The organism is Serratia sp. NCCP-200 (assembly GCF_059697885.1).
Genome location: NZ_BAAKUJ010000003.1, coordinates 439,073 through 457,048, shown reverse-complemented (window position 1 = coordinate 457,048; position 17,976 = coordinate 439,073). Strand labels below are relative to the sequence as shown.

Sequence of the window (17,976 nt, the reverse complement as noted above, 5' to 3'; positions counted from 1 at the left end):
CGATGCAATACCGTCAACTTGGCCGGTCCGGCCTGAAAGTTTCGGCTCTAAGTTTAGGCACCATGACCTTTGGAGGACAAGGCAAGTTCGCCAAAACCGGCGCGACAGACGTTAACGAGGCGCGCAATCAAATCGCCATGTGTATTGATGCGGGGATCAACCTGTTCGATACCGCCGACGTCTATTCAGCAGGCCAATCGGAGGAGATCCTCGGCCAGGCATTGGGCAGTAAACGCCACGAAGTGCTGGTCGCCAGCAAGGCCCGTTTCCCCATGGGCAACGGCCCGAACGATGCGGGCCTGTCACGCCACCACCTGATCCGCGCCTGCGAAGCCAGCCTGAAACGCCTGAATACCGACTATCTCGATCTCTATCAGCTACACGAGTGGGACGGCATCACCCCGGTAGAGGAAACGCTGCGGGCGCTGGAGGATCTGGTGAGTAGCGGCAAGGTGCGCTACACCGGTTTGTCCAACTTCTCCGGTTGGCACCTGATGAAACACCTAGGCAGTGCCGAACGGTTGGGATTGGTGCGCCCGGTCAGCCAACAGATCCATTACAGCCTGCAGGCGCGCGAAGCGGAATATGAACTGCTGCCTGTTGCTCAGGATCAGGGGCTTGGTGTGCTGGTCTGGAGCCCTCTGGCCGGTGGCCTGCTCTCGGGCAAATACCGCCGTAATCAACCCACACCGGAAGGCACGCGCCATCTGGCCAACTGGGGTGAGCCGCCGGTGCGCGATCAAGATGCGCTGTTTGATATTGTCGAGGTGCTGGTGGATATCGCCCACTCACGTGGTATCTCTGCGGCACAAATCGCGCTGGCCTGGCTGTTGGCCCGCCCAACGATAACCTCGGTGGTCATCGGTGCCCGTAATGCGGAACAGCTCAAAGATAACCTGCACGCTGCCAACCTGATCCTCAACGAAGAAGAGCTGCAGCGCTTGGAAGAAGTGAGCCGCCCGCCGCTGATTTATCCTTACTGGCACCAAGCCTCAACCGCGCCGGATCGTCTCTCTGCGGCCGACCTTTTGCTCCTTGCCCCTCACCTGGTAAAAAAATAAGTCGCATCTGCCGCTAATCAACGTAATATCGATGATCCGCCCCGTTTTAACGGGAGCGGATTTTTGCCGTTTTAGGCCTGAAAAGCGAGGTAATAATAATGATGCACAGTGACCTTACTCAGTGCCGTGTGAACACCGATCGGTTGTTGATTGCCCCCTTTACCGCAGCAGACGCCGACGATGTTTACCAGGCGATCACCCCTACGCTAACGCGTTTTATGACCTTTGAACCAGAAGAGTCTCCCGAGGCGTTTGCCAACGTCTGGGAAGGCTGGCTGCCGTTGATCCGCGAAGGTGAAGAAGTCATCTTTGTGGCCCGGTTACGTGATAGCAAGCAGTTCGTTGGCATGGGCGGCGTGCATAATCTGCACCAGCAAAAACCAGAACTCGGGATCTGGGTGAAAGAGAGCCTGCACGGTAACGGCTACGGCCGCGAAATCGTCCATGCCATGGCGAAATGGGCCAGCGAACGCTACCATCCGCCGTATTTCATTTATCCGGTCGCCGAGCAGAACACGCCAAGCCGCCGCATTGCCGAATCGCTGGGGGGCACCGTGCAAGGCCGCCGCGAAAATATCAAATACGACTGTGTGGTTTACCACGTACCGGCCATCACCGGTTAAAATTGCAGGGTTAACGCAACCGCGTTAGAGTGGATGCAGGCTAAAAACAGTTAAGGAACAGCAGCATGATTATTTTTGTCACGGGCGCTACCTCCGGTTTTGGTGAAGCTATTGCCCGCAAGTTTATCGGTGAAGGCCATCAGGTGATTGCCACTGGCCGTCGTTTGGAGCGCCTCGAGGCGCTGCAGGCAGAATTAGGTGAGGCACTGCATATCGTGCGTTTGGATGTCCGCAACCGTGCGGCGATCCAGCAAGCCATCGAAGAGTTACCCGCAGCGCTGCGCAACGTCGACGTGCTGGTGAATAACGCCGGTCTGGCGTTAGGCCTGGAACCTGCACACAAAGCCAATGCGGACGATTGGGAAACCATGATCGATACCAACACCAAAGGGTTGGTCAACATGACCCGTGCGCTGCTGCCCGCCATGGTGGAACGCAACGTTGGCCACGTGATCAACATCGGCTCCACCGCCGCCAACTGGCCTTATGCCGGTGGTAACGTTTACGGCGCTACCAAGGCCTTCGTTAAACAGTTCAGCCTGGGTCTGCGCGCCGATCTGCACGGCACCCATATCCGCGTTACCGATATTGAGCCAGGCATGGTTGGCGGCACCGAGTTCTCCAACGTGCGTTTCAAAGGGGATGACGGCAAGGTAGATAAAACCTATCAAGGGGTAGATGCCCTGACGCCGGATGATGTTGCTGAAGCGGTATTCTGGGTAGCAACGCTGCCTGCCCGCGTCAATATCAATACCTTGGAAATGATGCCGGTCAGCCAGTCCTTTGCCGGGCTGAGCATTCATCGCGGTTAATTGTTTTTCTCTGTGGCAGGGCAGCCAGCCTTGCCATCTCAGCTCACGCAGTTCGCCAGCCAGAAACAATAATCAGCATCCCCAACAGAGCCACCCCGGCCCCCAGCCAATCCATAGTCGACAACTTCACGCCATCTACCACCCGTAGCCAAAGCAGCGCCGTTGCCACATAAACGCCGCCATAGGCGGCATAGACTCGCCCACTGGCCGCAGGATGCAGCGTCAACAACCAGACAAACAGCATCAGGCTGAGGGCCGCAGGCAGCAAGAGCCAGGCGCTGGCGTTTTTCTTTAGCCACAGATACGGCAAGAAACAGCCAATGATTTCGGCCAATGCCGTGGCAAAAAACAGTAAAGTGGTTTTTAACATTACCGCTATTCTCTCAGTAAATTAAACGAACAAGGCGATGCGCTGGTGCAATATAACAGCACAGTGATATATTTAACTCATGCAAGAGCCAGTGTTGCTGGTGGATGCAGCACTCACTTATAAGGATGAAACGATGAAATTACTTTCCCTTCCGCGCCTGATGTTACCCGTCGCCATGTTATTGCTGGCCGGTGCCTGGCAAACCCCTGCCTTGGCAGCCACTTGCACCCAAGGCAGCACCTGCGTCACGGTTGATGGCAGCGGCGGCGCAGCCATGAGCAATGAGCAGGCTCGCCAAAGCAAAGAGCAGTGGAACGAAACCAAATCGCTGCGCAGCAAGGTGAACACCCGTGTCGAGAAAGAGTTTGACAAGGTTGACCGTGCCATTGATGACGAAGATCGTTGTGATAACAGCTACAACGTCAATGCTTATTGGGAGCCTTCTACCCGTAAGTGTCTGGATCGCACCACTGGCCGCCCAGTCACTCAGTAATGGCCAATGAGGGTAAACTATTCAACCAGATGCTGCTATCCTGACAAAGAACATTCGTCTCAAATAAGGATCCAATGATGAAAAAAGCGCTTGTAGTAGGTGTACTGCTGTTAGCCACCGCGCCGCTGGCCGCTTTTGCCTCATGTGAGAGCATAAAGGCGGATATTGCCCAGAAGATTGTCAATAACGGCGTACCGGAATCCGGCTTCAAGCTGGAGATCGTGCCTAACGATCAGGCGAACCTTGCCGGTGGACAGGTGGTCGGCCATTGTGGCCAAGACACGCAGAAAATCGTCTATACCCGCCTGATTAACGGCGACGACAGCGGCGACGCGGCGCAAACTGGCACCAGCCAGGATACCCAAGCCCCGCAGTAACCGCCTTCAGGGCGCGGTTTGTTACTGCGCCCCTCCTCTTTATTACGCCTGTTTAACCTCTTCACCTTCGCCCTGCGGCCGATGACGCGCCGGGATCAGCATAGCCGCGCCCAAGGCAAACAGCGATATCAACGCCGAGACCAGGAATACCCAATGCATTGAGGCGGCGACATGCCCAATGAGATCCGCCAGCGCCTCTGGCCGCATGGTGTTGCGAACCTCTGGCTCCATCAACTGCTGCACCGGATCAACCGTGTGTGGTAGGCGCAAATGCAGGTTGATATTCAACGTGGCCCCCAGAATGGCGGTGCCGATGGCCGATCCGACCATCCTGGTGAATACCGTGCAGGCAGTTGCGATACCGCGAATACTGTAATGTGCCGCATTCTGTACCGAGACCAGAAAGGTGGTATTGCACAACCCCATGCCGACCCCGATGATAAACGCCGCAACCCGCCCCCACAGTAACCCACCCGAAGGCTGTAACAGCAGCAGGATAAAGCCACCGGCCGCCAACAGCAGCGCACCAAGCAGAGCTGTAGTGCGATAAGAAGTCAGCAGCATCAAACGCCCGCTCAGCATACTGGCCAGCGGCCAGCCAATCGACATCAAGGCCAACGTGGTTCCGGCTTCCAGCGGGGTTCCGCCCTTCACACCCTGGATAAAGGTTGGCAAGAAGGCGCTGATGCCCATCATGGCAGCACCGATCACCACGCCGCCAATATTGCCAGCCACAATCACGCGGTTTTGCCACAGGGCCAATGGGAACAACGGTTCAGGAGCACGGCGCTCCTGACGAATTAACAGGTTGAGCGCCACTAACGCCAACGCCAGCAACGGTATGACCCACCATCCCAGCATTTCCGCCTGCAAGAGTGAAAGCAGCAATGCAGCGACAAAGATCGTCAGCCAGGCCGTTCCCGCCAGATCCAGCGCATGTTTGCGCCCCTGTTTAAGGTCTGGCAGGTAGCGCCCCAGGAAATACATCGCCAGCAGGCCAATGGGCAGGTTGACCCAAAATACCAAAGCCCAAGACGAGTGTTGCACGATAAATGCACCCAGTAACGGGCCAAGAATAGCCGAAACACCCCAGACGCTAGAGAGATACCCCATCACTTTTGGCCGTTCGGTGGCGCTGTAAATATCACCGATCACGGTGGTGGCGATCGGCATGATCGCCCCGGCGCCCAGTCCTTGCAGCAGGCGGAAGGCAATCAGCCAATACATATTCGATGAGAAACCGCACAGGACCGACCCCAACAGGAACAGCGTGGCGCCAAAGAAAAAGATCGGTTTCCGGCCGTATAAATCTGCCAGACGCCCGTAGATCGGGATGGTAATGGCCTGTGCCAGCAAATAGACCGAAAACACCCAGCCCAGCAACGAAAAACCACCCAGATCGCCAATAATCGTCGGCATCGCGGTGGCGACGATGGTCGCTTCGATGGCAGACATGAACATCGCCAGCATGCAGGCAATCAGAATCAACGGCCGATGGGCTATCTGGGCGGTGCTCGCAGAAGTGTTAGTGGTCATCAGTTTAAAATGTGTCCCTATGTCTTTTATTTTCCCCGGATTATAACAGCCAAGGCATATTCTGTAGTTTGTCTGGGGATGTTGTGCACCAAATTCCCGCAACAACGCACCAATCGAACAAATTGTGACGGTGTCACCTATAAATCGTCACCTAATTGAATAATAAGGTATTTCTTAGAAATGGCCTGTGAGCCTCGCCACGCCTGCCTCATCGTTAAAACCTATCCGAACGATAGCGTACACCAATGATAGTGATTGATTTTAATCAAGTTGCCAACCGCTCCTGGCCGTGACAATCCGATTGCCCAATTTATTACCTCTTTATATGTAGGGTTATCTGGCAGTCAACTCATTGGAGCGAGAACATGATTAAAAAAATTATTCTGGGATGTGCCGTTACCGCCGTCGTCGGCTACTTGGGGACCGTCGGCTATGTCTACCATTACGATCAACAGCGTAACCCCGTCGTTGCCAGCAATCAAATCGATACCCTGTTAACTCGCAATGGCTGCGACTATTGCCACTCTAACTCGGCCAAGCTTCCCTTCTATGCCGAGTTGCCGATCGCCAAACAAATTATGGCGCAGGATATCCTCAATGGAAATCAGCATTTCAACCTCGATGCTACCCGCACTGCTCTGCAACAAAAAACCGCGGTACCTGAAGTCGATCTGGCCAAGCTGGAAGCCGTGCTGCAAAACCAGGAGATGCCACCGCCAATGTACAAAATGGTCCACTGGGCGGGAAACGTCAGCGACGGCGATCGTAATGAACTACTGAGATGGGTCCGTCAGCAGCGCGAACAGTTCTACACTTTGCCAGATACGCCAGCCGAACTGCGCGGTGCCGCTTTACAGCCGGTGCCAGCCTCGCTACCTACCGATCCGCAGAAAGTGGCGCTGGGCTTTCGGCTGTTCCACGATCCGCGCCTGTCGAAAGATGACAGCATCTCATGTGCCCACTGCCATAAGCTGGGCGAAGGTGGCGTGGATGGCCGCGTCTCATCATTGGGGGTTGGCGATCAGGTTGGGCCAATCAACGCCCCGACGGTGTTTAATGCGGCCTTCAATATGGCGCAGTTCTGGGATGGCCGAGCAGCAGATTTACAGGCCCAGGCCGGTGGCCCGCCGATGAACCCGATCGAGATGGCCTCTGAGTCCTGGGATGAAATCATCGCTAAACTGGATCAGGACGCCTTGCTGAAGGCCGATTTCCGGCGCGTCTATGCTAACGGCTTCACCGGCGATAACATTACCGACGCCATTGCCGAGTTCGAAAAGACGCTGATCACGCCAGATAGCCCGTTTGACCGTTACCTGAAAGGCGATAGCGACGCCCTGACGGCGCAGCAAAAACACGGGTATCAACTGTTCCAGCAAAACAAATGTGGTACCTGCCATACCGGGGTCAACCTTGGGGGCCAATCCTATGAGGTCATGGGGCTGAAAGCGGATTACTTTGCCGCTCGCGGCAACCCCACTGAGGCCGACCTTGGGCGTTACAACGTCACTAAAAATGATAGCGATCGCCACCGCTTCAAAACCCCAACGTTACGAAACATCGCCCAAACCGCCCCTTACTTCCACGACGGCAGCGTGACTTCGCTGCACCAGGCGGTCAAGGATATGCTGACCTATCAGGTCGGCGTTACCCTACCAGAAAGCGATATCAAGGATCTGGTCGCGCTGCTGGAAGGCATGAGCGGTAAATATCAGCCTGCCACGCCTCCGGGCGGTTGATACTGTAGCCACAACGCCAGGTTTCTGATAAAGATTCTCTGGTTTTCAGGTGGGTAGACAAGCACAATGCCCACCTGAACCTCTTATTCTTCATCATCTGCCGACACATGAATCAATTGGTCCCTCTGCACCACTATCGCGCCCTGCTGCGCCATCTGTTTATTGCCATCCTGCTCGGCATTTGTGCTGCGCTGGCCGTATGGTTATTTCACCGCGCCATGTACGGGCTTGAATGGTTGTTGCTGGATCACGAGGAAGGCAGTTTGGTGGCCGCTGCCGCTGCACTGCCCGGATGGCGCAGAGCGTTGACGCCAGCATTGGGTGGATTAGCCGCTGGCTTTTTGTTGTGGATCTACCAGCGTTACCAACATCAAAAACCCATCGCGCCAACGGATTATATGGAAGCGATTGAAGCCGGTGACGGACGGCTAGCCGTTAATGCCAGCCTGATAAAATGCCTGGCCTCACTGTTGGTGGTTTCCAGCGGCAGCACCATTGGCCGCGAGGGGGCGATGATCCTGCTGGGGGCGTTGGTGGGGTCGGTATTTGCCCAGCGCTTTACCCCGGCGAAAGAATGGAAATTGTGGGTGGCTTGCGCTGCCGCAGCCGGGATGGCTAGCGCCTATCATGCCCCGTTGGCGGGTAGCCTGTTTATCGCGGAAATCCTGTTTGGCTCGCTGATGCTGGCCTCGCTTGGCCCAGTAGTGATCGCCGCCGTGAGCGCGCTGCTGATGACCAATCTGCTGAATGGTGGCCAGGCTCCGCTCTACCTCGTGGAGCCGCTTGCTGCTCCCTGGCCGGTGCAGTATCTGTTAATGGCCTTGGTGGGCATACTGGCAGGAGTTTGTGGCCCGCTGTTTCTGTGGGCGATGGCGGCCAGCGGCCGGGCATTTCGCTCGCTCAACCTCATACCGCCATTACAGCTGGCGCTTGGCGGGCTGATCGTCGGATTACTTTCCCTGTTGTATCCCGAAGTCTGGGGAAATGGCTATAGCGTGGTGCAGTCTCTACTCTCGGCACCACCAGGGATGCTGCTGGTCAGTGCGATCCTGATTTGCAAACTGTTAGCCCTGTTGGCCAGTAGTGGCTCAGGTGCACCTGGGGGCGTGTTCACGCCGACATTATTCGTGGGGGCCGCATTGGGCTCGGTAGTGGGCCAGATGTTTGGCCTATGGCCAGAGTTGGGTACTGCAGTGCCCATTCTGCTGGCACTGACCGGTATGGCGACATTGCTGGCTGCCACCACTCATGCGCCCATTATGGCAGCATTAATGGTGTTTGAGATGACCGGGGAATATACCCTGCTGCCAGGCATTCTGTTGGCTTGCGTTATCGCCACTACCATTGCTCGCGGGCTACGCCCACAGTCGGTTTATCACAACGCGTAACGGTCAACCAGCTGCGAAACGTCCAGATATTGTGCCAGCTCACGTTGTTCTGCGCGCGGCAGATACGGGATCTCACCCAGCAATGGAGCCGGAATACGCTGCTGCATCGCATCGATAGTTTCTGCATAGTGAGCTAAACCAGGGTTGATACGATTAGCCACCCAGCCCAGCAATGGTAAGCCATCGTTAATAATTGCCTGTGCAGTTAATAGCGCATGACTGACACAGCCCAGTTTGATCCCGACCACCAGGATAACCGGCAGTTGTTCCTGTACCACCCACTCGGCATAAGGACGGAGATCGTTCATCAATACCCGCCAGCCGCCGCTGCCCTCCACCACTACCGTATCGGCCTTGGCGGCGAGATGGTGCAAACCACGGCTCATCAGTCCGTAATCAATATCCTGAGTTGCATGGGCATGAAACACCTCATCCAGACAGGTGATCGGATTGATTTCATCATAGGACAGCGGCAGTGAGGAAGAGGCCTGTAAAACTAAAGCGTCTCTATTGCGGATGCCTTCACCGGTTTCATGGCAGCGCGCCGCAATGGGCTTATAACCCGCCACTGAGCGACCTTGCGCGGCGAAAGCCTGCAATAAACCGCGGGAAACCACTGTCTTACCTACGTCGGTATCCGTGCCTGTAACAAATAAACGCTTTAACATGAATAGATTGCCTTGAAATGCCTCGTTAACCTAAAAAACCGCCGTAAATCACGACGAGAGTCGTCCTACGGGAAAAGTCTAGGGGATGCAACTCAACGGGGGCTTGAGGTAGCTCAATCTTTTGGCGGTAAATAATAAGAAACTCTGATAAGGGGTATCAAGGTCAAAGGAACGAAAACGTACCCAGGTTTTTGTGGCGCCGAGTGCCTCGTATCGGCATGATCCAGGGAGCTAACGGTCGTTGAACCTAACCCCTATTTTCTTTTTGTCCACACTGGTGGAGAGGTTTTCTGGGTGAATAACTTTCCCGATGGGGGTATAGCGGTAGGATGATTCAAATGACTCATAGAACAACACCAACGTTTGCGTACCGTACAACATGAGATCGCCTGCCTGAATAGTCCCAGGCCGTACAGGGCTTGAAGGCAACTTATGGGGAAGTTCGGCAAATATCTCATTACCATTCAACTCTTCCATACCAAGTTGCAATGGTAAAGAATTAACAAATGCTTTAGCCGCTGGATTGTCGTGAAGTTTGACCTCAAATTGTTGGTCATCAATATTCATTTTAACCATCATCGGGCTCTCCTTAAGGGGCGGGTTAATGATCATCTCGGCATGGCCTGCCAAAGTACAAGCCAGCAGCAGACCCGGTATTAATGTGTTCTGATATTTCATGCGATAAACCCAAAAAAATTAGCCACACCCGTCAGGATGCGGCTTTTGACATTATTTGAGATTAGCTTTAAAGAACGACGTCAGCTTGGCAAATGGGATCATGTCGCTACGGTCATAAAGATCGACATGGCCTGCCCCCGGCACGATGTACAACTCTTTCGGCTGTCCGGCACGTTTGTAAGCATCTTCACTAAATTCTTTCGAATGCGCCCGATCGCCGGTGATGAACAGCATCGCGCGTGGCGAGATCGTTTCAATATCGTTGAACGGATAGAAGTTCATGAACTTCCCAATGCTGCTCAACATAGGTTTTGTTGTCAGCTCTTCTTTCTCACCCTGTGGTGTATAACTTCCTCGATGTGTGCGATAGAAATCGAAGAATTCTCGTTGAATTGCTGGCGTTGAATCATCAAGCTGGTTAACGGTACCTGGGATATAAGCAATGTCTCCGCCATTAAACTCAACAGCTCGTTGTTCTATTGCAGATTTAATGAATGCTTTACGCTGTTCAGGCGTAACGGAATGATGAAGACCATGGCGGAAAGCCGCACCCATGTCATACATACTAACCGTGGCCACGGCCTTCATTCTCGGGTCAATTTTGGCAGCACTGATAACGAAACTCCCGCTACCGCAAATACCCAGCACGCCAATTTTCTCCGGATTAACGTTAGGTTGAGTATTCAGATAATCGACCGCGGCACTGAAATCATCCGCATAAATTTCCGGAGAAATAAGATGGCCGGGTTTTCCTTCACTTTCTCCCCAGAAGGAAAGATCAATTGCCAACGTCACAAACCCTTGTTCTGCCAGTTTCTGGGCATACAGATTTGAGCTTTGTTCTTTTACCGCCCCCATCGGATGGCCAATGACAATCGCCGGGTTTTGCGCATTCTGATCCATCCCTTTCGGTATAAACAGATTGCCAACCACATTCATCCGATACTGGTTTTTAAAGGTCACCTTTTGCTGGGTGACCTTATCGCTTTGGTAAAAATTATCGGCTCCGTTAGACATATCGGCGCCAACTGCCGCAAATGAACTGATTAACAGCCCTAACAGCATGGTAAATTTTCTCATCAGAGAACTCCTCATTGGGTTTGGTGGATATCTTTACGTGACGTCAATAACGCCAGGGCGGCCGCTATCACTAACAAAATGCCGCTGATGGTGAAGGTGCTTTGATAACCGCTGTGGTCAAATGCTAACCCGCCGATTGTGGAGCCTAATGCGATGGACAGTTGCACTATGGCAACCATCAGGCCACCGCCAGCCTCCGCATCTTCCGGCAGTGTTCTAGCGATCCACGTCCACCAACCGGTGGGTGCAGCAGTGGCGATTAAGCCCCATAAACCAAGCAGTGTTGCAACGATCCAGATACTGTGACCAAAAGCGATCAGTGCTCCGGCAATAGCGGCCATTAGCAAAGGGATGGCAATGAGTGTGGGGTAAAAACCTGATGCCAAAAATGCGCTAATCACCAGGGTTCCGATAAAGCCAGCAACTCCTATTGCCATTAAAATAAGCGACAACGTAGTGATATCTACCTGCGTTACCCTCTCAAGGAACGGACGTAGATAAGTAAACAAAGCAAATTGGCCCATAAAGAACAATCCGCAGGCCGCAAGCCCCATTGCCACAAACGGGTTAGCCAAAAGACGAAAAACAGTACCGTTACGCTTATCGCTTTTATCAGCCTTCATTGCAGGCAGGCTGAACCACTGCCAGATAAAAACAATCACTCCAACCGGAACAAGGCAAAAGAATGCGCCTCGCCAACCGATAATCGAGCCCAGATAACTGCCAAGTGGTGCGGCGATAACGGTTGCCAAGGCGTTACCCCCGTTAAAGATGGCCAGCGCACTTGGAACCTGGTGTTGCGGAACCAGGCGAAGAGCAGTAGCGGCTGATAAGGACCAGAACCCACCAATAGCAATACCAATCAGGGCACGGCCAACCATGTAAATCAGGTAACTGGGTGCTAACGCGAGAATGGATCCGGAGAACGCCATCAACGCAGTCATGCTCAACAGTAATGTCTTGCGATCGAGACCTCCGGCCAGTGTAGAAATGGAGAGACTCGTCAGTACCGCAAATACGCCCGAAATAGCGATCCCCTGCCCAACCAACCCTTCACTGACGCCTAGATCTCCCGATATGGGTGTCAGCAGGCTGACAGGCATAAACTCCGAAGCAATGAGCGCAAAGACACACAACGTCATGGCAAATACTCCGCTCCAGTATGCGCGTTCTTTATGAGGTGATAGATCGTTCGACAAGATGGGCATAAATTGCTGACTCCGAATAACCCCCGGCAGTTTTCAGGTAAACCGCGGCCAAACGCTATTCGCAGGAATAACGCCAGGAAAGTAAAAATGGAAAGAGCAACAGCGTTTATCCGCCATCGCTTAATAATCTCTTGCTGGAAATTTTACACTCAGGGTGCATCATTACTAGCTAATGAATACTTAATAGGTTTATAACTGTAGCTTATTAATGAGACGGGCCATACCTGATGAAACGCAACCTGAACGACCTGCTCTATTTTGTCACGGTCGCACGTGAAAGCAGCTTTACCCGTGCCGCAGCACAGCTGGGTGTAACGCAGCCTGCACTCAGCCAGGCGATTTCTGCACTTGAAGATCGTATGCAAATTCGCCTGCTGACGCGTACCACCCGTAGCGTATCGCCGACTTCCGCCGGAGAGCGGTTGCTACTGGCTATTGGTAATCGCATCGATGAGATTGAAGCCGAACTGGATATGCTGACCGAGCTGCGCGATAAGCCTGCAGGTACGGTCCGTATCACCTGCGGGCCAAATGTTTTACACAGTACCCTGCTGCCAAAATTGACCCCGCTGTTGCATGAGTACCCGGATATTAATATCGAGTTCGACGCAAACCATGGTTTTCGCGATATCGTGGCAGATCGGTTTGATGCGGGCGTTCGACTGGGTGACACCATTGATAAAGACATGATAGCGGTACCCATCGGGCCCAAATTACGTATGGCCGCAGTGGCATCTCCGGGCTATTTTTCACGTTATCCTATCCCCAACACCCCCCATGAGTTGACGCAGCACAGGTGCATAAATCAACGTATGGTCAGGTCTGGGGGGTTGTATATCTGGGATTTCGATCAGGATGAGGGGGATCTTAATGTTCGCGTCAGCGGACAGCTCATTTTCAATACCTCTGAACATATTGTTGCTGCGGCGCTTGCAGGACACGGGATTGCTTTTTTGCCAGAAGAAGAGTTTGGATCACATATTAAAGAAGGTAATCTGGTGCGTGTGCTGGAGCAATGGTGCAAGCCCTTCCCCGGCTACTATCTGTATTATCCCAGTCGCAAACAGCCTTCTCCAGCATTCTCGTTGGTCCTTGAAGCACTTAGGATCGGTCGAAAGCGTAGCCCTGCCAACGAGACAGTGGAAGCGTAGTTTTTGGGTTCAATTCCCGGGTAGTTAATGCCACAGGCTAAATCAACCTTGTAGCAACTTCACCAACAAAGAACCGTTATACATGGCTTCTTTCACCAGTGCAGCTCCCGGCATGGTGCCTTGGTTGAAGAACTGGGTGGATTCAACTTGAACATGCTCGCTGTACGCAGGCAAAGATTGCTGACGAATGCAGGAAGCAATCGCCGGATGCAGAATTTCAGCGGCCCGGTTCAACGGTGAACCTACCAGGATTTTTTCCGGATTGAACAGGTTGACCATGATCGCCACAATGCGCCCGACGCTGTGCCCGACGCCAAGAATAATATCCTTGGCTAACTGATCGCCAGCCATTGCCGCATCGCATAGCGATTCCACGGTCAATGGTGCGCCATGCAGCATGGAAGACATCGAGCCTCCCAAACGTTGCTGGGCAATTTCCAGCATGTTTTCAATACTGGCGACCGTTTCCAGGCAACCATGGTTGCCGCAATAGCAGCGTTTACCGTACGGATCGACCTGTGTGTGCCCTATCTCCACAACGCTGCTGCTACCCGCGTGTAGTACGCGTCCGTTAGTGATCACCCCTGCACCAACGTTATGATCGATGACGACCTGAATGACGTTGTGGCTGCCACGGGATGCGCCATACAGCGCCTCTGCCATCGTCCAGGCGCAGATGTCATGCTGAACATAAACCGGCAGGCCCGTCAGTGCCTCTAGCGCTGGCCCCAACGCCATTTCGTTGACGTCATAAAACGGCATGCGGTGAACAATACCCGCGGCGGTATCAATCATGCCGGGCAGTGTGATTGCGATGGCGGTTAAACGTTCCAGTTTGCTTTGGTGACGGATAAAGAACTGATCGACTTCACTAACGATGCGCTGTAATAACGGTTCGGGATGTTCGGCTTTTAACGGCAGCAGTTCTTCAACCACCATCTTGCTACTGAGATCGCGCAGTGCCAGGGTAATGGTGCCACGGCTGATACGTGCAGAGAGGTAATGCCAGGCTTCGGTGTCAAGCACCAGGCCAACGGCCGGTCGGCCACGGCTGCCCACTTCCTGATATTCGGTTTCTTTAACCAGATGCGCTTCGAGCAGCTCACGCACTATCTTGGTGATACTGGCAGGTGCCAGCTGTGCCCGCTTGGATAATTCGATGCGCGAAATCGGTCCCAGCCGATCTATCAGCCGGTAAACTGCCCCTGCATTGGTTTGCTTGATCTGATCAATATGCCCAGGCTGCCCATCCGCAATCACACACCCGCTCCTGCTATTTTTCGCGCTTCTAAATAAAGATTAGGGGCTATGGTGGGGCTTTTGGAATACAGCGTCAACTATTTGATTCGTTATGTGATTAACAGCACAAATTCACCGAGCTTTCCGCCAAAAACGCCTCTTATTTACCCAGCTTTGGGTTCGAGCATCAGCGCCATTAACGCCTTGGCCGCTGCCGTTAACGGCCTGCTGCGATGATGCACCAACCAGACTTCAGTCATCGCCTCCGGCTCGGCTAAGGGGAGATAGGTCACCCCATCGATCTTCACTCTGCCAAATGACATCGGCAAAATGGAAATCCCCAACCCGGCCGCGACCAGACCGATAATAGTCATCGCTTCCCCTACTTCTTGCGTGATGTAAGGGGCGATCCCGGCATTGGCCAGTAAAGCCAGAATTTCGTCATACAGCGCGGTGCCCACTTCGCGGGAAAAGAACACGAAGGGTTCCTGGGCCAAATCGCTGAAACGCAGCGTGCCTGATGCCTTTAGGGTTAACGGGTGGCCATTCGGCACTACGGCAAGCAAGGGCTCGCGTAATAACAACTGATGCTGCAGCGCATCCGGCAAGCGGGTATTGCGCATCACGCCCAGATCAAGGTCACCGTTGAGCAGCGGTTCAAGCTGTTGCTTGGTGTTCACCTCACGCATTTTGATATGCACATCCGGTGATAACTGGCGAAAGGCTCGCAAGCTACGGGAAACCACGCTGATAAACGGAGCCGAAGAGGTAAAACCAATCGTCAGTTCACCCAGTTCACCACGCTCCAGGCGCGCCGCCTTCTCTGCTGCCCGGTTGACCTGGGCAAGCACCTGATAGGCTTCTTTCAAGAACATCTCCCCCGCCTGAGTCAGGCTGACATTACGGTTATTGCGCGCCAGCAAACGCGCACCCACCATATCCTCGAGTGCCTGGATCTGTTGGCTAAGGGGGGGTTGGGAAATACGTAGCCGCTCCGCCGCCCGGCCAAAATGCAGTTCTTCAGCGACGGCCACAAAGTAACGCAAATGTCTGAGCTCGATATTCATACTTTAAACGTCTTAATTAGGATGATTAATATATTAGACAAAAAACTGGCCGCTCCCTATGATTTTGTGACTCAAGACGTATTTTTTATCTCCCGAACCCGGTAAGGAACCGCTGTGACAACCGCTTCGCGTTCTGCGGCCAGTACGCCAAAAACGCTGCCTGCCCCTGACAGTGCCCCAACAACCAAACGCACCACGCTGAATAAACTCCCCTACATCGAACGCGGTACACCGCAGTTTATGCGCGTGACCTTGGCGCTGTTCTCTGCCGGGCTGGCTACCTTTGCGTTGCTGTACTGTGTGCAACCGATCTTGCCGGTGCTTTCGCAAGATTTTGGCATCTCCCCAGCGGAGAGCAGCCTCTCTCTTTCCTTCTCCACTGGGATGTTGGCCATCGGCCTGATGTTTACCGGCCCGCTGTCAGATGCTATCGGCCGCAAGTCGGTGATGGTGGTAGCCCTACTGTTGGCGGCGATTTGTACTCTGATCTGTGCCTTTATGACCAGTTGGCACGATATCTTGCTGATGCGGGCGCTGATTGGGCTTTCGCTGAGCGGGGTTGCGGCAGTCGGTATGACCTATCTGAGCGAAGAGATCCATCCGAGCTTCGTGGCCTTTTCTATGGGCCTTTATATCAGCGGCAACTCGATCGGTGGGATGAGTGGGCGCCTGGTGACTGGGGTACTCACCGATTTCTTCTCCTGGCGGATCTCACTGGCGGTGATCGGGGTGTTCGCCTTGGCGGCGGCCTGCATGTTCTGGCGCATTTTGCCCGCGTCCAAGCACTTCCGCGCCAGTTCATTGCGGCCAAGAACGTTGCTGATTAACTTTAAGCTGCATTGGCACGATAAGGGGCTGCCGCTGCTGTTTGCCGAAGGGTTCCTGCTGATGGGTAGCTTTGTGACAATGTTCAACTACATTGGCTACCGCCTGCTGAGCGATCCTTATCATCTTAGCCAGGCAATTGTGGGCCTGTTGTCGGTGGTGTATCTCACCGGTTCTTACAGTTCACCCAAAGCGGGTGCCCTGACCTCCAAATTTGGCCGCGGCCCGGTGCTGCTGGCGTCCATTATCATTATGCTGATCGGGATACTGATCACCGCCCTGACCCCTGTCACTGTGATCTTTATTGGCATGATGCTGTTCACCGCCGGTTTCTTTGCCGCCCACTCGGTTGCCAGCAGTTGGATTGGCCGCCGCGCACGCCGGGCCAAAGGCCAGGCCTCTTCGCTCTATCTGTTCTGTTATTACGTGGGTTCCAGCGTTGCCGGTACGCTGGGCGGCGTGTTCTGGCATAACTTTGGCTGGGGCGGCGTAGTCGCCTTTATCAGCGTGATGCTGTTGCTGGCCCTGCTGGTTGGCCATTACCTGAAGAAATTGCCGGAAGCCGCGCGTATCTAACCTCCAGACCCTTTCCGCTCAGGGAAGGGTCCACCTTAGCTCCCTGTTCAGCCAGGTTCACTTATTGCTAATGACGATGATGCGGCTGAAGTTGCCACCCTGGTTACATTGCCCTACAATGTATGTTGTAACTAAAATGAGAGGTGATGATGGATAAGTACAGCCTGATCGGCAGAATGAATGCGCGTTTTAGCGAGCTGGAACAGGCATTGGCGCAACTCCACCAGCAGATCCAGCCGTTGCGGTTGCTGGCAGCGAGGGTGTTCAGCCTGCCAGAAATCGAGAAAGGCAAGGAACATACCGCCATAGAACAGATCAGCGTGGAGCAACATGTGGGCCAGGCTGCCCGTGACCTTGCACTGGAACACTACCAACGGCTGTTTATCCACCACAACCGCCAGCATATCAGCAGCAAGGCGGCGGTGAGATTGCCCGGTGTCATTTGCCTTGAAACTGAAAGAGCCGAGTATCTGGCACTACAACAGCAGATCGCCCTGATCAACCGCCTGAAGGCGGAGTTAGAACAGATCATTACCGTCGAGTCTGGCCTGGCTCCTGAGCAACGTTTTGAGTTTGTGCACACCCACCTGCATGGTTTGATCACCCTTAGCGCCTATCGCTCCATTACCCTGCTCACCAACCCGGACTCGGTGCGTTTTGGCTGGGCCAACAAGCACATCATCAAGAAGGTGAAGCGCGACGATATCCTGGCGCAATTAGAGAAAAGCCAGAAAGCCGGACGCGCCGTCCCGCCCTACAACCGCGAACAGTGGGCCGAGTTGGTGGGCCGCGAAATTGACGACGTCAGCCACCTGCCGCAAAACGCCACGCTGAAAATCAAACGGCCGGTAAAGGTGCAGCCAATCGCGCGCGTATGGTATCAACCGCAGCAAAAACAGGTACAGCACCCCTGCCCGCTGCCGCTGATTGCCCTGTGCCAACCAGAGATGGGCGCACAGGTGCCGAAGATCGGTGAACTGCTCAATTACGACGTGACGGCGGTAAAACACAAATATAAGCCGGAGGCTAAGCCTCTGCGCCTGCTGGTGAAACGCCTGCATCTGTATACCGATATTGCGGGATGA

Annotated in this window: 18 protein-coding genes; 10 read left to right on the top strand and 8 right to left on the bottom strand. The window is 54.0% G+C overall.

The genetic code is table 11. The features are described from left to right. Positions 1 to 2 precede the first annotated feature (2 nt). From AC6HVW_RS12315 to ydfG, 3 genes are all read left to right on the top strand, one after another. A complete protein-coding gene (locus AC6HVW_RS12315; RefSeq protein ID WP_368436495.1) occupies positions 3 to 1,061 on the top strand; it encodes an aldo/keto reductase in 1,059 nt (352 codons plus the stop codon). Between the two features lie 98 nt (positions 1,062 to 1,159). Beyond that, the gene (locus AC6HVW_RS12310; protein WP_021804471.1) at positions 1,160 to 1,684 is read left to right on the top strand and encodes a GNAT family N-acetyltransferase; all 525 of its coding nucleotides are present in this window, start codon (positions 1,160 to 1,162) and stop codon (positions 1,682 to 1,684) included. Positions 1,685 to 1,749: 65 nt separating this feature from the next. Next, positions 1,750 to 2,496: a bifunctional NADP-dependent 3-hydroxy acid dehydrogenase/3-hydroxypropionate dehydrogenase YdfG gene (ydfG, locus tag AC6HVW_RS12305; protein ID WP_071683595.1), complete on the top strand. Its 747-nt coding sequence runs from the start codon at positions 1,750 to 1,752 to the stop codon at positions 2,494 to 2,496. A 43-nt stretch (positions 2,497 to 2,539) separates the two neighbouring features. On the opposite strand, the gene AC6HVW_RS12300 is transcribed toward ydfG, so the two are convergent. After that, positions 2,540 to 2,866, bottom strand: a complete 327-nt coding sequence (locus AC6HVW_RS12300) for a YnfA family protein (RefSeq protein WP_065686170.1) — start codon at positions 2,864 to 2,866, stop codon at positions 2,540 to 2,542. A 160-nt stretch (positions 2,867 to 3,026) separates the two neighbouring features. On the opposite strand from AC6HVW_RS12300, the gene AC6HVW_RS12295 reads away from it, so the two are divergent. Both AC6HVW_RS12295 and AC6HVW_RS12290 read left to right on the top strand, forming a co-directional pair. Next, positions 3,027 to 3,359, top strand: coding sequence for a DUF1283 family protein (locus AC6HVW_RS12295; RefSeq protein ID WP_254698914.1), 333 nt, complete (start codon positions 3,027 to 3,029; stop codon positions 3,357 to 3,359). A 77-nt stretch (positions 3,360 to 3,436) separates the two neighbouring features. Beyond that, entirely contained in the window at positions 3,437 to 3,736 is a 300-nt protein-coding gene (locus AC6HVW_RS12290; RefSeq protein WP_021804475.1) for a DUF1161 domain-containing protein, read from the top strand. Positions 3,737 to 3,778: 42 nt separating this feature from the next. On the opposite strand, the gene AC6HVW_RS12285 is transcribed toward AC6HVW_RS12290, so the two are convergent. After that, positions 3,779 to 5,272 carry an MDR family MFS transporter gene (locus tag AC6HVW_RS12285; RefSeq protein ID WP_071683596.1) on the bottom strand — a complete coding sequence of 498 codons (1,494 nt, stop codon included), beginning with the start codon at positions 5,270 to 5,272 and terminating at the stop codon, positions 3,779 to 3,781. Between the two features lie 368 nt (positions 5,273 to 5,640). Between AC6HVW_RS12285 and AC6HVW_RS12280 the strand changes: the two genes are divergently transcribed. Together AC6HVW_RS12280 and clcB are read left to right on the top strand one after the other, a co-directional pair. Beyond that, positions 5,641 to 7,011, top strand: a complete 1,371-nt coding sequence (locus tag AC6HVW_RS12280; RefSeq protein WP_390900634.1) for a cytochrome-c peroxidase — start codon at positions 5,641 to 5,643, stop codon at positions 7,009 to 7,011. A gap of 107 nt (positions 7,012 to 7,118) precedes the next feature. After that, positions 7,119 to 8,399, top strand: coding sequence for a voltage-gated ClC-type chloride channel ClcB (clcB, locus tag AC6HVW_RS12275; protein WP_071683598.1), 1,281 nt, complete (start codon positions 7,119 to 7,121; stop codon positions 8,397 to 8,399). Here the strand turns inward: clcB and bioD are convergent. From bioD to AC6HVW_RS12255, 4 genes are all read right to left on the bottom strand, one after another. Further along, the gene (gene bioD / locus AC6HVW_RS12270; protein WP_021804479.1) at positions 8,387 to 9,067 is read right to left on the bottom strand and encodes a dethiobiotin synthase; all 681 of its coding nucleotides are present in this window, start codon (positions 9,065 to 9,067) and stop codon (positions 8,387 to 8,389) included. The genes clcB and bioD overlap by 13 nt on opposite strands. 231 nt (positions 9,068 to 9,298) lie before the next feature. After that, positions 9,299 to 9,745 carry a cyclophilin-like fold protein gene (locus AC6HVW_RS12265; RefSeq protein WP_254698839.1) on the bottom strand — a complete coding sequence of 149 codons (447 nt, stop codon included), beginning with the start codon at positions 9,743 to 9,745 and terminating at the stop codon, positions 9,299 to 9,301. Between the two features lie 51 nt (positions 9,746 to 9,796). Then, positions 9,797 to 10,825: an alpha/beta hydrolase gene (locus AC6HVW_RS12260; RefSeq protein WP_071683600.1), complete on the bottom strand. Its 1,029-nt coding sequence runs from the start codon at positions 10,823 to 10,825 to the stop codon at positions 9,797 to 9,799. Between the two features lie 11 nt (positions 10,826 to 10,836). After that, a complete protein-coding gene (locus AC6HVW_RS12255; protein ID WP_186486816.1) occupies positions 10,837 to 12,033 on the bottom strand; it encodes an MFS transporter in 1,197 nt (398 codons plus the stop codon). A gap of 227 nt (positions 12,034 to 12,260) precedes the next feature. Here AC6HVW_RS12255 and AC6HVW_RS12250 point away from each other — a divergent pair, with 227 nt between their 5' ends. Beyond that, a complete protein-coding gene (locus AC6HVW_RS12250) occupies positions 12,261 to 13,184 on the top strand; it encodes a LysR family transcriptional regulator (protein ID WP_021804483.1) in 924 nt (307 codons plus the stop codon). A 42-nt stretch (positions 13,185 to 13,226) separates the two neighbouring features. Here the strand turns inward: AC6HVW_RS12250 and mlc are convergent, their stop codons facing one another. Beyond that, positions 13,227 to 14,444, bottom strand: coding sequence for a sugar metabolism global transcriptional regulator Mlc (gene mlc / locus AC6HVW_RS12245; RefSeq protein ID WP_021804484.1), 1,218 nt, complete (start codon positions 14,442 to 14,444; stop codon positions 13,227 to 13,229). Positions 14,445 to 14,587: 143 nt separating this feature from the next. Then, on the bottom strand, positions 14,588 to 15,490 hold the full coding sequence (locus tag AC6HVW_RS12240; protein ID WP_021804485.1) for a LysR family transcriptional regulator: 903 nt from the start codon (positions 15,488 to 15,490) through the stop codon (positions 14,588 to 14,590). A 114-nt stretch (positions 15,491 to 15,604) separates the two neighbouring features. On the opposite strand from AC6HVW_RS12240, the gene AC6HVW_RS12235 reads away from it, so the two are divergent. Together AC6HVW_RS12235 and tus are read left to right on the top strand one after the other, a co-directional pair. Further along, positions 15,605 to 16,891 (top strand): MFS transporter, encoded by a 1,287-nt coding sequence (locus tag AC6HVW_RS12235; protein WP_497569445.1) that lies wholly within the window; start codon positions 15,605 to 15,607, stop codon positions 16,889 to 16,891. 149 nt (positions 16,892 to 17,040) lie between these two features. Continuing rightward, complete coding sequence (gene tus, locus AC6HVW_RS12230; protein ID WP_071683712.1) at positions 17,041 to 17,976, top strand: DNA replication terminus site-binding protein; 936 nt, start codon at positions 17,041 to 17,043, stop codon at positions 17,974 to 17,976.